General features: G+C 61.8%; 6 protein-coding genes and 11 pseudogenes. 10 read left to right on the top strand and 7 right to left on the bottom strand.

Annotated features, from left to right (window positions below; all coding sequences use genetic code 11):
- Positions 1-455, bottom strand: a pseudogene (gene hpxR / locus E5221_RS28250) (LysR family hpxDE operon transcriptional regulator HpxR); the annotation flags it as partial.
- Between the two features lie 125 nt (positions 456-580).
- Here hpxR and hpxD point away from each other — a divergent pair.
- Both hpxD and hpxE read left to right on the top strand, forming a co-directional pair.
- Positions 581-1,619, top strand: a pseudogene (hpxD, locus tag E5221_RS28255) (molybdenum cofactor-independent xanthine hydroxylase subunit HpxD).
- 11 nt (positions 1,620-1,630) lie between these two features.
- Positions 1,631-2,606 (top strand): annotated as a pseudogene (gene hpxE, locus E5221_RS28260) (molybdenum cofactor-independent xanthine hydroxylase subunit HpxE).
- On the opposite strand, the pseudogene E5221_RS28265 reads toward hpxE, so the two are convergent.
- Positions 2,583-3,823, bottom strand: a pseudogene (locus E5221_RS28265) (MFS transporter). The pseudogenes hpxE and E5221_RS28265 sit on opposite strands and share 24 nt — an antisense overlap.
- A gap of 105 nt (positions 3,824-3,928) precedes the next feature.
- Between E5221_RS28265 and E5221_RS28270 the strand changes: the two are divergent.
- Positions 3,929-4,874: pseudogene (locus E5221_RS28270) on the top strand (AraC family transcriptional regulator).
- A 9-nt stretch (positions 4,875-4,883) separates the two neighbouring features.
- On the opposite strand, the pseudogene E5221_RS28275 reads toward E5221_RS28270, so the two are convergent.
- The 3 genes and pseudogenes from E5221_RS28275 to E5221_RS28285 all read right to left on the bottom strand — a co-directional run bounded on the left by E5221_RS28275 (position 4,884) and on the right by E5221_RS28285 (position 6,416).
- Positions 4,884-5,640 (bottom strand): annotated as a pseudogene (locus tag E5221_RS28275) (VOC family protein).
- A gap of 177 nt (positions 5,641-5,817) precedes the next feature.
- Positions 5,818-6,131, bottom strand: a pseudogene (locus E5221_RS28280) (cupin).
- A 21-nt stretch (positions 6,132-6,152) separates the two neighbouring features.
- Positions 6,153-6,416 carry a VF530 family protein gene (locus E5221_RS28285; protein ID WP_002904643.1) on the bottom strand — a complete coding sequence of 88 codons (264 nt, stop codon included), beginning with the start codon at positions 6,414-6,416 and terminating at the stop codon, positions 6,153-6,155.
- Positions 6,417-6,698: 282 nt separating this feature from the next.
- Between E5221_RS28285 and E5221_RS28290 the strand changes: the two are divergent.
- The 4 genes and pseudogenes from E5221_RS28290 to E5221_RS28305 all read left to right on the top strand — a co-directional run bounded on the left by E5221_RS28290 (position 6,699) and on the right by E5221_RS28305 (position 10,002).
- A pseudogene (locus E5221_RS28290) lies at positions 6,699-7,727 on the top strand (isopenicillin N synthase family oxygenase).
- 23 nt (positions 7,728-7,750) lie between these two features.
- Positions 7,751-8,557, top strand: a complete 807-nt coding sequence (locus E5221_RS28295) for a MetQ/NlpA family ABC transporter substrate-binding protein (RefSeq protein ID WP_002904638.1) — start codon at positions 7,751-7,753, stop codon at positions 8,555-8,557.
- A pseudogene (locus E5221_RS28300) lies at positions 8,554-9,346 on the top strand (methionine ABC transporter ATP-binding protein). Before E5221_RS28295 ends, E5221_RS28300 begins: the two are co-directional and overlap by 4 nt.
- Positions 9,343-10,002 carry a methionine ABC transporter permease gene (locus E5221_RS28305; RefSeq protein ID WP_004217626.1) on the top strand — a complete coding sequence of 220 codons (660 nt, stop codon included), beginning with the start codon at positions 9,343-9,345 and terminating at the stop codon, positions 10,000-10,002. Before E5221_RS28300 ends, E5221_RS28305 begins: the two are co-directional and overlap by 4 nt.
- Positions 10,003-10,012: 10 nt before the next feature.
- Here the strand turns inward: E5221_RS28305 and E5221_RS28310 are convergent, their stop codons facing one another.
- Entirely contained in the window at positions 10,013-11,086 is a 1,074-nt protein-coding gene (locus E5221_RS28310) for a nitronate monooxygenase (protein WP_282189727.1), read from the bottom strand.
- A gap of 74 nt (positions 11,087-11,160) precedes the next feature.
- On the opposite strand from E5221_RS28310, the gene E5221_RS28315 reads away from it, so the two are divergent.
- Entirely contained in the window at positions 11,161-12,006 is an 846-nt protein-coding gene (locus tag E5221_RS28315) for a LysR family transcriptional regulator (protein WP_020804985.1), read from the top strand.
- Here E5221_RS28315 and E5221_RS28320 read toward each other — a convergent pair.
- Positions 12,003-13,161: pseudogene (locus tag E5221_RS28320) on the bottom strand (YbfB/YjiJ family MFS transporter). The gene E5221_RS28315 and the pseudogene E5221_RS28320 sit on opposite strands and share 4 nt — an antisense overlap.
- Before the next feature lie 206 nt (positions 13,162-13,367).
- On the opposite strand from E5221_RS28320, the gene E5221_RS28325 reads away from it, so the two are divergent.
- Both E5221_RS28325 and E5221_RS28330 read left to right on the top strand, forming a co-directional pair.
- On the top strand, positions 13,368-13,790 hold the full coding sequence (locus E5221_RS28325; protein ID WP_002904629.1) for a VOC family protein: 423 nt from the start codon (positions 13,368-13,370) through the stop codon (positions 13,788-13,790).
- Positions 13,791-13,945: 155 nt separating this feature from the next.
- A pseudogene (locus tag E5221_RS28330) lies at positions 13,946-14,898 on the top strand (MFS transporter); the annotation flags it as partial.

The raw sequence follows: 14,898 nt of genomic DNA on the forward strand, positions 1-14,898 counted from the left end.
TGCGGATCGAGGATCAGGCCGACGTCCAGGTCCGCCTGACGCACTTTCTGGCTGACGGTGTGGCTGTCAGCCACCTGCAGATCCAGCTCCAGCCACGGCCAGCTGGCGATGATCTCCGCCAGCGCGGCGGCGAAACCCCCTTCCGCCAGCGCCTGCACCATGCCAACGCTAACGCTTCCGCGCTTCATCCCCTGCAGCTCATCGAATTTCTGTCCGCGTCTGGCGAAACTCCTTTTGCCAGCGCAGCAGGTTGTCATACAGCAACTCACCGCGGTGGTCATCCGCAGTCCCTCCGGCAGGCGCTCGAACAGCGGGGTGCCGAAGGCCTCCTCGGCCTGCAGGATCTGGCGGTTAATTGCCGAGGCGGAGATATGCAGCTGCTCGGCGGCCCGGCGCAAGCTGCCGCAGCGGGCCACGGCGATGAAATAGTGCGCGAAACGGGAAAATGGACTCATGGCGCCCCTGTACTCTTTTTTGCAACAGCAGAGTGAATTAATGGTGATGGATGTGAACACCCTAATATGACAACAATAATCTCACAACAATAAAACAATCACCGATGTGAGCAGGAAGAGAAATCATGAAGACAACCACCCCCACGCCCCCCGCCCATTGCACCTTTGATCCAGAGGACTGGCTGCGGCTGGCCCGCTGCTGGCACCCGGTGGCCCGCGCCTGCGATATTGCCGGCGCCCCGGTGAAAGCCACCCTGCTGGACGAACAGCTGGTTATCTATCGTATTAAAGGCCAGGTGGTGGTCGCCCGCGACGTCTGCCCGCACCGCGGGGTGCCGCTGACCCTGGGATTTCATGAAGAGGAAGGCATCGTCTGCCCCTATCATGGCCTGCGCTTTGGCGAGGATGGCCGCTGCAACCGCATCCCCTCCAGTCCGGGGCAACCCATTCCGGCCAAACTGCATCTCACCAGCTTCGCCGTGGAGGAGCGCTACGGGCTGATCTGGACCTGCCTGGCCTGCGATCCGGACAATCCGCCGCCGTTACCGACCATGCCGCACTGGGACGACGCCGGCTTTCAGCAAATCAACTGCCCGGCCTTAGAGGTAAAGGGATTTGCCGGCCGCCAGGTCGAAGGCTTTCTCGATGTCGCCCACTTCGCATGGATCCACACCGACACCTTCGCCGACTCCGGACAACCAGCAGGTGCCGGACTACACCCCGCAGGAGACGCCGTTCGGCTTTGTTGCCGACTACTGGAGCTCGGTGGGCAATTACCCGGCCAGCTCCGATTTCCGCGCGCCGGATGGGTTCCAGTGGCTGCGTCACTTTGAAATGCATCTGCCGTTCACCGCCACGCTGACCATCCATTTCCCTGCCGATGCGAAGCTGGTGATCATGAACGCCGCCTCGCCGGTGTCGTCCCGGGTGACGCGGATGTTTGCCCCTATTGCCCGCAATTTCGACCTGCACGTGCCGGTGGAAGACGTACATGCGTTCAACCTGCGGGTATTTGAAGAGGACCGCCTGATGGTCGAGACCCAGCGTCCGGAACGGTTACCGCTGGATCTGACCCTGGAGGCGCATATTCCGGCGGACCGCAGCTCTATCGCCTACCGGCGCGGGCTGAAGAAGATGGGCTTTGGCGATTTCTTTCTGGTATGAGTGGAGGTCATATGCGCGACATACTCCCGGTGGTGGTCGATGGCCTGTGGCGCCAGGGCGCGAAAAATCTGGCCGTTAGTCTGGTGAGCGCCGAGGGGCAACCGCTGCCGGCGTGGACGCCCGGCGCCCATATCGATCTCCATCTTCCCTGCGGGCTGATCCGTCAGTACTCCCTGACCGGCAGCCCGGCCGAACGGGATCGCTATCTGCTCTGCATCGCCCGCGAGTCGCAGTCTCGCGGTGGCTCCCGTTATATTCATGACACCCTGCGCCCGGGACAGCCATTGATGATCTCTGCCCCGCGCAACCACTTTCCGCTGCACGAGGGCGGCCATGTGGTGCTTCTCGCCGCCGGGATCGGCATTACGCCGCTGCTGGCGATGGCCCACGCCCGGGCGGCGTCCGGCGCCAGCTTTACGCTGCACTATTACGTTAGCCGTGCGCAGGAGGCCGCCTTCGCCACCGAGATCGCCCGCCAGCTAGCGGGTGGAATCTGCCAGATCCACTGCTCAGACGAGGGGCAGAGTCCGCGCCAGCGGCTGGCGCAGGATCTGGGGGCTCCGGACGCCGACACCCGGGTCTACTTCTGCGGTCCGCCCGGATTTATGGCCCGGGTTCGCGATACCGCGCGGGCGGCCGGATGGGAGGAGGCGCAATTGCACAGCGAAGCGTTCCAGCCGCCCGCCCCGACGGCGGCGTCGGCGGCGGACGGAACCTTCACCATCACCCTCGCCTCCACCGGGGAGCGCTGGCCGGTGCCGGGGGACAAAAACCATCGCCCAGGTGCTGCAGGAACATGGCGTCGCGGTGCCGCTCTCCTGCGAGATGGGGATCTGCGGCGCCTGCCTGACGCCGGTACGCGAGGGAACCGTCGACCACCGGGATACCGTGCAGTCGGAGGCGGAAAAACAGGCCGCAGAGCAGCATATTGCGCTGTGCTGCTCCCGCAGCCTGTCGGCCAATTTAGTTATCGATCTCGCGGGATAAGCGGCCCGTCACCGGCTGGTCGGCGCGGGCGACCGGTTTCACCCGTACGGCGGCGAAGACAATCACCATCGCGCTCAACAGCAGCAGACCGCTGCCGGTGAAGACGCCGCTGGCGCCGTGCAAATCAAACACCGCCCCGCCGCCGGCGGCCCCGGCGCTGATGGCCAGCTGAATAGAGGCGACCAGCAGACCGCCCGCGCTTTCTGCTTCATCCGGCACGGTAGGTGGCAAGCCAGGTGGACCAGGCCACCGGCACCAGGCCGAAGGCAAATCCCCACAGGGCGACCAGCAGCCCGGCCAGCACGGTCAGATGGCCAAACGTCACCATCAGCAGCGCCAGAACGCTCATCATCAACGGCACCAGCGCCAGGGTGAGACGCAGGCTACGGTTCAGCAGATAGCTCGCCACCGAAGTGCCGATAAAGTTAGCGATACCGAAGCCGAGCAATATCAGCGAAACCCCTTCGACACTGGCCTGCGCGACGGTCTCAAGGAACGGCCGCAGGTAGGTAAAGAAGGCGAAATGGCCGCTGAAAATCAGGATCGTCGCCAGCATGCCGCCCAGCATACCGGGACGGCGCAGCACCCTGAACAGCGTGGAGAAGGTCCCGACGCTCTCCGGGCGCATGGAAGGCAGCACCCACAGCTGCCAGAGCAGCGCCAGCAGGCTGGGTATCGCACAGAGAATAAACACGTTGCGCCAGCCGATCAGCTCCCCGAGGTAGCTGCCGAGCGGCGCGGCCACCACCGTGGCGACAGACACCGCGGAAAAGATGATCGCCAGCGCCTTTGGCACATGGGCCGCCGGCACCAGACGCATCGCCGTGGCGGTGGACATCGCCCAGAAGCCGCCGATGGCGATCCCCAACAGCAGACGGCCCAGCAGGAGAAACGCCAGCGAATCGGCAAAAAGCGACCATCAGGCTGGAGACTATCTGCAGTACGGAAAAGAACATCAGCACCCAGCGGCGATCGATATTGCGGGTGGCGGTGGCGATCAGCAGGCCGGTAACTAACGCCACCAGCGCCGTCGCGGTGACCGCCTGTCCGGCCATCCCTTCACTGACGCCGAGGCTGCTGGCCATCGGCGTTAACAGGCTGGCGGGCAGAAACTCGGCCACGATCAGGCCGAACACCCCGAGGGCCAGGGCATAGACGGCGCGCCAGGCAGGTTTGGCGGGAGACAGGCTCGCGTCAGCAGCTATGCAGGAACTCATATACAACTCTCCAGGTTTATTAACATCCTGGTCATCTTAGGGCCTTACTTTCGGACGATATATGATGCATACTCTTCAGTTATTGATTATTCGTCCGGAATTACCATGAGCCAGCCTGCCATCGACCTGACCAGCGAACTGTTGCGCGGTATGCGCCTCTCCGGCGTTAACTACCGGCGCATCGAAACCGCACGCCCGTTCGGCGTCGGCTTTAGCGCCGTGGCGGGTAAAGCCCAGTTCCATTTCATCAGCCGCGGGCCGGTGCTGCTGCGCATGGCCAGCGGGGAACAGTTCACCCTCGAGAGCGGCGATGCGCTATTTATTCCCAACGGCGACGGGCACGCCCTGCTCTCAGATCCGCAGGCCACGGTGGTCAATGTGGCGCAGCTGCCCAGCGAAACGGTGTGCAGCACGGTAAGTTGTATCAACGCTGGCGACCAGCCTGACTGCCCGGAGCGCGCCGTCATTTTCAGCGGTTGTATGGACTTTGAGCTCGGCGGCATGCAGCCGTTGGTCAAGGCCATGCCCGAGGTGATGCGGGTCAGCAGCCTGCTAAACACCTGGCCGGAGATCCAGCCGCTGTTGGTAGCGATGGAGCGGGAATCGCTCACCCGCCAGGCAGGCTATGCTGGGATCCTCGCCCGGCTGGCGGACGTGGTGGCCGCGCTGATTGTCCGCGGCTGGGTAGCGTGCGGGTGCGGCAACGCCACCGGCTGGGTACAGGTCCTGCGCGATCCCCGGCTGGCGAAAGCGATCTACGCCATGCATCAGCGCCCGGGGGTCAACTGGAAAGTGGAAGATCTGGCGCGGGAGGCGGGTCTTTCACGCTCGCTGTTCGCGGAACGTTTTCTCGCCGCCACCGGCACCACCCCCGCCCGCTATCTCACCGAGCTGCGTATGCGGCTGGCGGTGCAGTACATCACCCATGAAGGCCAGGCGCTGGAAAAAAGTCGCCTTCAGCCTCGGGTATCAGTCGCTGGCGGCCTTCAGCCGGGCTTTCAAACGCATCACCGGCCAGCCGCCGGGAGCCCTGCGCGCCACGGCACGCTAGAGTCAGCCTTTATGTAAAGCGATACACGCCGTTGCCGACACGAAAGCGCTGCCCCTTAAGCGCCGGGTTGGCGACGCGGAACACCAGTTCGGTCAGCTGGTTGGCAGCCCCTTCACGGAAGATAAATTGCTGGCCGCCCACGTCCAGTCCCTGCTCCCCCAGTGGCGGAAAGCCCAGCAGCGCCTGCCAGCGATCGCGCACCGCCTGCGGATTGACCACCTCGAACACCGCCTGCTCAAGCGCAATGTCGCCCAGCGGATGCGGCGCGTCCAGCCTCTGGGCACGCAGCCGCGTCAGCCGGGTGGCGTCGTCTTCTCCCCACTGCAGCACAAAGGGATAGACCAGCCCGGCAGTGTCGCCATCGATGGTGAAGATCCGACCAGCGGATGATATTGCCCTGCGGATCGTTGCGCTGGCCATCGACAATCGGTGACACTGTCACCCCTGTACGACGCAACTGGTCATAGGTGGCGTCGATGTCGTCCGCTGCGCAGCGCCACCCGAAACAGCGCCTCATTCTCCGGCAGCAGCCGTGCGGCGTCGCGCGAAAGGAGGAATTTGTCCGTCGCGGCGCGCAGTTCGTCCGGGTCGGCAATGGCGAGGAATTCGATATACTCAGGCCAAAATAGCTCAGCGCATTGCGGGTTCCCCACCCCGGATGCCGCCCTCCGGCCACCGCCCGCAGCTGCTGCCCGGCAAAGATTTCAATCGCCGCTTCCGGCTGATTCACAAACTGTACTGCGTGGTCCCACTGCAAGGTTGCCATGATCTCTCCCGCGATTGTGCCTGGTCAGGCGCCTGCGGCAAAAGATAGTGCTGGGGTGAAGGGAATGGCAAACAAGAATTAAATATATCGAAAGCAGGATAGGTAATTTATATCAACGCGGTATGTCGCATCTGACAGGGCGATGAAACGGCGGGCAAAGAACCGCCCGCCACGGGGTCAGACCGACCCTTCTTTCTCAATCACCAGAATACGCGCCGCCCCCTGCGGGTGGAGCGACATGCTCGCATCCCACCCCGGCGTAGAAGATATCGCCGGCGTTTAGCATGATGACTCTGCTCCTCGCCGTCGACTTTCACATGCATCGCCACCTGACCATCCATCACGGCAAACACCTCCTGACCATCATTGATGTGCCAGATATAGGGTTGGTCGGTCCAGTGCAGACGCACGGTGGTACCGGAAAAATTGGCAATATCCAGCGCGCCCCACGCGCGGTCGGCGGTGAAATCTTTACTGCTCCAGCTCTGCATGATGGTGTCCTGTGGTAAGGGTTATTTTTTCTGCCAGTTTGCCCAGGGATCCGCTTTCTCCACCGGCGCGTCATCATCAAGGGAGGCGAGATACATAGCCTCCACCTCTTTGCGCGCCCACGGCGTCCGGCGGAGAAATTTGAGGCTGGACTTAATGCTGGGATCGCTTTTAAAGCAGTTAATGTTGACCTGGCGGGCCATTTCCGCCCAACCATAGCGCGCCACCAGGGCATTGAGCAGCGCTTCCAGCGTCACGCCGTGCAGGGGATCTTTCGAGCTGTGCATTACGATACGTCCGTTCCGCATTAAAAAGTGCGCCTACCTTACTGGCTCTCACCGACGGGCGCAACCGGCTTCATTACGCGCTTCGCGCCTATATCTATTTAACGCAAAAGCACTGAACCCCGCGCGGTCATAAATTAGAAAATAACGTTATTGGTTGCTTATTTGGCCTTGAGGCAAGCTGTGTTCAGCCCCGGACAGAGGAAATCACCATGCGCTGCTGTTGTGCCCGAACCCAGAACCTGAATCTACCCATAACTTATTACCCCGTTTTCGGAGAACACAATGAACGCGACCACCCTGCCGATTCTCGACCTGGCCCGCTACGCGGACCCCGCGGATAAAGCGGCCTTCCTGGCCGACCTGCGTCATGCCGCCCGCGACATCGGCTTCTTCTATTTGATCAACCACGGTGTCGACGACGCGCTTCAATATGAAGTTCAGCGCCAGTCCCAGCGCTTTTTTGCTCTCGATGAGGCGCAAAAACAGCAGGTGGCGATGATCCACTCCCCCCATTTTCGCGGCTATAACCGCGCGGCCTCTGAGCTGACGCGCGGCCAGCCTGACTGGCGAGAACAGTTTGATATCGGCGCCGAACGTCCGGCGCTGACCCTCAGCGACGACGCCCCGCGCTGGCAGCGCTGCAGGGTCCGAATCTGTGGCCTGCCGCCCTGCCGTCGCTTAAACCGGTATTACTTCACTGGCAACAGCAAATGACCCAGGTGGGCATCCGCCTGCTGCGCGCCTTTGCCGAAGCCCTGCAGCTCCCGGAGAATGCTTTCGATCAGCTCTACGGCGAGAAACCCAACGAGCATATCAAACTGATCCGCTATCCCGGCCAGCAGGAGACCCAAAGCAGCCAGGGCGTCGGCGCCCATAAAGATTCGGGGTTTCTCAGCTTCCTGCTGCAGGACGAGCAGAAAGGACTGCAGGTAGAGGTCGCGCCTGGAGAATGGATCGACGCCGTGCCGCTGGCCGGCAGCTTTGTGGTCAATATTGGCGAACTGCTGGAGCTCGGCGACCAACGGGTATTTGCGCGCTACCGTCCATCGCGTGGTGTCGCCGCCGGCGCAGCAGCAGCGCCTCTCCATCGCCTTCTTCCTCGGCGCCCAGCTTGACGCGGTGGTGCCGGTTTACACCCTGCCGCCCGAGCTGGCGCGTGAAGCGCGAGGGCCGGACAGCGACCCGCACAATCCGCTGCTGCGCGATGTCGGCTGGAATTATCTCAAGGGCCGTCTGCGTTCCCATCCGGACGTGGCGGAACGCTACTATCAGGACGTGTTTCGCGAACGCGCCGAGCAATTGATCGTTTAACCATAACTAAAAAGGAACACACCATGAAATATGCCGCTTTTAAACTGGCAGGGGTCGCACTGTCTCTTTCTCTGGCATGGACGTCTGCCCAGGCTGCCGCGCTGCGCGTCGCCGCGGACCCGGTTCCCCACGCGGAGATCCTCAACTACATCAAAAAAATTGATCCCAGCCTCGATCTGAAGGTGGTGGAGCTGACCAGCGGGGTCAACGCCAATGAACTGCTGGCCAGTGGCGATGTGGATGCCAACTACTTCCAGCATGTTCCCTATCTGAAGGATCAGGAAAAAGCGCTGGGTAAAACCTTTGCCGTCGCGGCCACGGTGCATATTGAGCCGCTGGGGATCTACTCGCATAAGCATAAAGATTTCTCATCACTGCCGGAAAACGCCACCGTGGCGGTGCCGAATAACACCACCAACCTGAGCCGGGCGCTGTTCCTGCTGCAGGCGCAGAAGCTTATTAAGCTGGACCCTAAATTTACCGACCCGGCCACCACCCTGGCGACGCCGAAGGATATTGTCGAGAACCCGAAACACCTGAAGATTCTGGAGATTGAATCGCCGCAGATCCCGCGCTCCCTCGACGATGTCGACCTGGCGGTGATTAACGGTAACTACGCGCTGGAAGCCGGCCTGGTGCCAGCGAAGGATGCCCTGGGGCTGGAAAGCGCCGAGCATAACCCGTACGCCAATATTCTGGTGACCACCCCAGCCCTGGCGAATGACCCGCGCATTAAGGCGCTGGCGAAAGATCTGACCTCGCCGCAGGTGGCGGAGTTTATCCGTAAAACCTACAACGGCTCGGTGATCCCGGTGGCCCCTCAGTCATGATAACCATCGAAGGGCTGAGCAAAACCTACGCCGGAACCGGCCGACCGGCGCTGAACGATATCGCGTTGCAGATACCGAAAGGGGCAATATACGGCATTCTCGGGCGCAGTGGCGCCGGCAAAAGTACGCTCATCCGCTGTCTCAATTTACTGGAGCGGCCCACCTCGGGCCGCATTCTGGTGAACGGACAGGATATTACCCAGTTGAACAAGGCGGCGCTGCGGGATTATCGCCTGCGCACCGGGATGATTTTCCAGCACTTCAATCTGCTGCATGCCCGCACCGTCGCTGGCAACGTCGCGGTGCCGCTAGAGATTGCCGGAGTGCCGAGGGCCGCTCGCGAGGCCCGGGTGCGCGAACTGCTGGAGCTGGTGGATTCTCAGCGAAAAGGCCGCTGCTTTCCCGTCACAGCTTTCCGGCGGGCAAAAGCAGCGCGTCGGCATCGCCCGGGCGCTGGCCGCCCGGCCGGAAGTGCTGCTGTGCGATGAGGCGACCAGTGCGCTGGATCCCGAGACCACCGCCTCGGTGCTGGCCCTGCTGGCGGATATTAACCAGCGCCTCAATCTGACCATTGTGCTGATTACGCACCAGCTGGAGGTGGTGAAAACCATCTGTGACCACGCGGCGCTGCTGGAACAGGGCGAGATTGTCGAAAGCGGTAAACTTGCCGACCTGCTGGTGACCCCATGGTCGCGGCTGCGCCAGTCGCTGCTGCACGACCCGCAGGCTGAACAGGAATTTCTTACCCGCCACGGCGTTCAGGGGAGGCCATTATGCGGAGTAGCATGAGCTGGGAAGATTTGTGGCCGTTATTACTCGACGGCACGCTGGATACGCTCTATATGGTGGGCCTGGCGGCCCTGTTTACCGTGCTGATCGGGCTGCCCACCGGCGTGCTGTTGTTTATTTCCCGCGCCAACGGGCTGGCGCCGATGCCGAAACTGAACGCGCTGTTAGGCGCGGTGATCAACATCGGCAGGTCGCTGCCGTTTATCGTACTGCTGATCGCCCTGATCCCCTTTACCCGGCTGATCGTCGGCACCACGCTGGGCAGCACCGCCGCCATCGTGCCGGTAACCATCGGCGCCTTTCCATTCTTTGCCCGTCTGACGGAAAACGCGCTCGACGAGGTGGACTACGGGAGAATTGAAGCCATTCTGTCGATGGGCGGCAACGTCTGGCACGTCATTTTTAAATCCCTGCTGCCGGAAGCCCTGCCAACGCTGCTGGCCGGGATCACGCTGACCATCGTGATGCTGATTGGTTTCTCCTCCATGGCCGGTGTGATCGGCGGCGGTGGACTTGGCGACCTCGCCATCCGCTACGGCTATCAGCGGTTTAATAATGAAGTCATGTTTGGCACAGTGCTGATCCTGGTGGCGATGGTCCAGGGGGTGCAAATGGCCGGCGATCGGCTGGTGCGTAGCCTGGCCCACCGCCGCTAGCCGTCAGTCATTAGTTCCAGCCGCTCTCTGCCGCCAGCTGGCGGACCAGAGTGGCGGCGTCACACTCGCGGATCAACCCCACCCCCTGCCCGGCCCAGTGGGCGCCATACTCATGGACACCCTGGGCTTTCGCGGCGGCGGCCAGTGCTTTGCCGATATCATACGCCAGCGGATAATCCGGCACGGCGCTCGCCGGATAGCCTTCCCCCAGCGCGCAGAAGGCATTCGCCAGACAGCGTGCCGGACGCCCGGATATCGCGGAGGTCAGCACCGTACGCCCGTCAAGGCTGTTGTGGATCGCCGCGCGATAGCCGGCGTCGGCGGCCGATTCCGGACACAGTAAAAACGCCGTACCGAGCTGTACGCCCTGCGCCCCCAACTGCATCACGCTGGCGATCCCCGCTCCGTCCATGATGCCCCCGGCGGCCACCACCGGGATGGTTAGTCGACGCCGCAGAAGTTGCACCAGGGTGAAGGTGCTCAGCTGCGCGTCAGGCGCCTGCGGAGCAAAGATCCCCCGGTGCCCGCCCGCCTCATAGCCCTGAGCGACCACCACGTCGATCCCCTGCTGTTCAATCAGCAGCGCCTCCTGCAGCGAAGTCGCTGTCGCCAGGGTAACGATCCCCTGCCGCCGCAGACGCTGGATCGTCTCACCTTCAGGAAGACCAAAATGAAAGCTCACCACCGGCGGCGACATGTCGAGAAGCAGCTCCAGCATCGGCGCATGACCGATAAATGTCTGGTAGATCTCGCTTAACGAATCCGGTGGCGTACTGCCATAGCGGGCAAAATGGGGACGTAATGTTGTTGCCCAGTCGGCTTCCCGCCGGGCGTCGCGCCGGGGCGGCGCATGGCAGAACAGATTGACATTGAACGGGCGGTCCGTCAGCTGGCGGGTGGCGACTATCATCGCTTCCGCCTGGGCAACGGTTGAAGCGCCCAGCCCCAGCGAGCCCAGCGCACCGGCATTACTTACCGCGGCAGCCAGCGCGGGGGTGGAGACGCCCGCCATCGGGGCCTGAATCAGGGGATAATCAATATCAAGAAGCGAAAGCAGCGGGTTGCTCATGGTTTCCTCATGCATTAACGATGCTGGAGGCTTACCATCTCCTTTAAAGATGGTAAGATCAACATTATTATCGTATTGAGAAGAAAAATATGAACCACAGCACACTCGAGATCTTCATTCAGGTGGCAGAAACGCAGAGCGTCACCCAGGCAGCAAAACGGCTGGGCCGCGCACAGTCCAATATCACGACCCGCATTCAGCAGCTGGAAGAGGAGCTTGCCGTTGAGCTCTTCGTTCGCGGCAACAAAAAAATGGTGTTGTCCCCGGCAGGCGTGCAGTTTCTCAGCTATGCCCGGCGGATCCTGAGCCTGGCGGAAGAGGCAAAGCAGGCTCTGCATCCGACAACCCCAGGCGGCAGTCTGCGTCTGGGCGCGATGGAGGCGACCGCCGCCAGCCGGCTGCCGCCGCTGCTTACCCGCTTCCAACAGCAGTGCCCACAGGTGGATATCACCCTCATCACCCAACCGACCCGCCAGTTAACCGAGGGGGTGTTAACCGCCGCCCTTGATGCCGCGCTGGTCTGCCTGCCGCCAGGGGCCGATGGGCAACCGGCCTGTCCCGACGAGCTGGCATTCACCCCGGTGTTTTATGAAACCCTGATGCTGGTCCGTCCGCAGACCCCGGGTCCGCTGCGGTTTGCGGCATTTGCCAGCGGCTGCAGCTACCGCGCGCTGGGAGAACGCTGGCTGGCGGAACAGAAGGCGGCCGTCGAGGTGCATGAGGTCAATTCCTATCACAGCATGCTTGCCTGCGTGGCGTCCGGGCGCTACGCCTGCCTGCTGCCGCAGAGCGTGCTGTCGCTGATGACGCTTCCCGAAAACTGCCTTAGCGAACCGCTGTGCGAGGCGACCACCCAGCTTATCTGGCGCAGCGGCTTGAGCGCCCCCGCCCTGAGCGAGTGGCGCAAGCTGCTGCAAAGCGTGGCGATTGGCTAAGCCTGGCGTTCGGTAAAGACCAGCCCTGCGGCAATCAGCAGCGCCAGCGCCGCGGCATAGAGCGCCGGGTTAAATGAAGCCGCGATCTGATACAGCGCGCCGGCGATAAGCGGCCCGGCAATCTGTCCCACACCGTACAGTGCAGTCATCGCGGCAATCATATTGAAGCTCACCTGATGGCTGAGACTTTTCGCCTTCGGTAGCGCAATGGTTACGGTGCCCATAAAGGTAAAGCCCACCAAAAAGCGCGCTTAGCACGCAAAACAGCAATGAAGCGCTGCAGGCTGGAAGGATCACGCCAAGCGCCTGGACGAGCAGGTTGCGGGTCAGCGCTTGCCGGTATCCCCACTTTAGCACCAGCTTATGCCAGATGAGGCAGGACGGCGCGGCCGCCAGACCAAACAGCGCCCACAGATGGACCGGGTCAACGCTCTGCAGCGAACCGGACAGAAACAACGGCAGATAAGTGGCGGTGATGATATAGCCGAAGCCCGCCAGACCGTAAACCATCAAGAGTCGCCACGCCGCGCGACGGGTATCGCTCCCGGACGCAGGCAGGGAGGTTTCAACATGGGAAACCCGCACCAGTGCAGCCGGCGGAGTCAGTAGCCAACGGATCGCCAGCGCCAGCAGCAGACCGGCGCATAATGCGCAGAGCAGCCAGATCTGCTGGCTGGTGAGGCTCAGGGCATGTCCAAGGGCGATCCCCTCCGCGGAGATAAATATCCCCAGCCCCACCCCGGCATACAGCAACGGCGCCCCGTGATGATGCCCCATATGTTCCAGCAGCCACAGCGAACCTGCAATCAGCGTTATCGCGCTCAGCGCGCCGGCGACGGCGCGCAGCGTAATAATGGTCCACGGCGAGCTCACCCAGGCCAGCAGCGCCAGGCTGGCGATGGTCAACCCGGCGGAGATAATGCTCAGTCGGGTGGCGGCCCCAGGCTGCACCCGCGCCAGCAGCAACGCACCGACCAGATAGCCAGCGTAATTGGCCGACGCGGCGAGATTGCCCTCGTGCAGGGTTAACAGACCTTCATTAAGCATAAGCGGCAGCACGCCGGTGAAGGCAAAGCGCCCATAGCCCATGCCGATCATCAGTACTATCGATCCAGCCAGTGCCAGCCATAAGGCCTGGCGCGATTGGTTATTCATCCACCACCCCACAATGATTCTCAATTTAAGAACAATAATATTGTATAATTCTTTTTTCATTATGATGAGGAGGTATTGTTGGCGCAAGTCGGATGTTAATCCGCTATGGTATTTACAGAGAGAAGGTGCGCCTGGGCACGGCTTAACACACGCCGGGCCGATTTACCGGTACAGTATCAACTCAACTTATGCTCACGGGAGTCATTATGTCGTTCTGTCATATGCGCATTGCCAGGCCGGTCAGTGAACTGGACACCACCGCCAGCATGTATTGCGCCGGGCTGGGACTCGAGCTGCTCGGCAGCTTTACCGATCATGAAGGATTCAGCGGGATAATGCTCGGCGCGCCCGAAGCGGGCTGGCATCTGGAATTCACCCACTGCCGCCACCATCCCGTCACCCCCTCGCCAGGCGATGAAGATCTGCTGGTGCTGTACTATCCGCAGCAGGCGGCATGGGAGGCACAGTGCGCAGCCATGGATGCCGCCGGATTTCTGCGCGTTACGGCGTTTAACCCTTACTGGGAGGTCAATGGCGTCACTTTCGTCGACCGGGACGGCTACCGCACGGTATTGCAAAACCGCGCCTGGGGCATGGTGTGTGATTCGTCGGGTATGGCGGCGAGCTGACGCTGAGCGAGGCGGGCGTTAAGCGCTGTAAAAGCAGTTATTTACATTCGTACAAATATCGTTCCCGTCGGTTACCGATAAAACGCTGTCGCGCCTCGCCAGCGCCCTCACGGCGCGCTATGCTACACATCCCGTTGTATTAACCTCTTATCCCTATGAGCACTTCCGTCAGCACTACACAACTCAATTTGCGCATTATTTCGATCGTTGTTTTTACCTGTATCTGCTATCTCTCCATTGGTCTGCCGCTGGCCGTACTGCCGGGCTATATTCACTATCAGCTGGGCTACAGCACCTTTGTGGCCGGAATTGTGATCAGTCTGCAGTACATATCGACGCTGATAAGCCGGCCGCACGCCGGGCGCTATACCGATATCTGGGGGCCGAAAAAAGTGGTCAGCCTTGGGATCGTCTGCTGCCTGCTCAGTGGCGCCTTCACGCTACTGGCGGTAGTCCTGCAGGCAACGCCGATGCTGGCCATTGCCGCGCTGCTGGCGGGCCGGGTGTTTCTCGGCGTCGGCGAGAGCTTTACCGCCACCGGCGCCACCCTGTGGGGGATCAAAACCGTCGGCGCGATCCACACGTCACGGGTTATCTCCTGGAACGGCGTGGCGACCTATGTGGCGATGGCGGTCGGGGCGCCGCTGGGAGTTACCCTCAATCACTATTTTGGCATCAGCGGCTTTGCTACGGTGGTAGTGCTGGTCGCGGCCATCGGTCTGCTGTTCGCTCGTACCCGCCAGGACGTCAAGGTGACCGCCGGCGCCAGAGCGCCCTTTCACGCGGTGGTGCGAAAAATCTGGCCTTACGGCCTGGGGCTGGCCTTTGGCACCGTCGGTTTCGGCGTTATCGCCACCTTATCACCCTCTACTTCGCCGCGCACAGCTGGCAGGGCGCCGCGTTTACCCTTTCGCTGTTCAGCGTCGGCTTTATCTGCGTTCGCCTGGTGCTGGGAAATACCATTACCCGCTTTGGCGGAGTCCCGGTCTCCCTGGCCTGCTTCATCATCGAAAGTCTCGGCCTGCTGCTTATCTGGCTGGCGCCATCAGCATGGATGGCCGGCGTCGGCGCCTTTCTCACCGGTTCGGGTTTCTCGCTGGTCTTTCCG

The sequence above is a fragment of the Pseudomonas sp. A2 genome (assembly GCF_023100865.1).
Taxonomy (GTDB): domain Bacteria; phylum Pseudomonadota; class Gammaproteobacteria; order Pseudomonadales; family Pseudomonadaceae; genus Aquipseudomonas; species Aquipseudomonas asiatica.

What these genes read in the sequence shown, in the direction of transcription:
- E5221_RS28315 (WP_020804985.1), top strand. Translation starts at nt 11,161, where the DNA reads ATGAACCACAGCACACTCGAGATCTTCATTCAGGTGGCAGAAACGCAG.
- E5221_RS28305 (WP_004217626.1), top strand. Translation starts at nt 9,343, where the DNA reads ATGAGCTGGGAAGATTTGTGGCCGTTATTACTCGACGGCACGCTGGAT.
- E5221_RS28325 (WP_002904629.1), top strand. Translation starts at nt 13,368, where the DNA reads ATGTCGTTCTGTCATATGCGCATTGCCAGGCCGGTCAGTGAACTGGAC.
- E5221_RS28310 (WP_282189727.1), bottom strand. Translation starts at nt 11,086, where the DNA reads ATGCATGAGGAAACCATGAGCAACCCGCTGCTTTCGCTTCTTGATATT.
- E5221_RS28285 (WP_002904643.1), bottom strand. Translation starts at nt 6,416, where the DNA reads ATGCACAGCTCGAAAGATCCCCTGCACGGCGTGACGCTGGAAGCGCTG.
- E5221_RS28295 (WP_002904638.1), top strand. Translation starts at nt 7,751, where the DNA reads ATGAAATATGCCGCTTTTAAACTGGCAGGGGTCGCACTGTCTCTTTCT.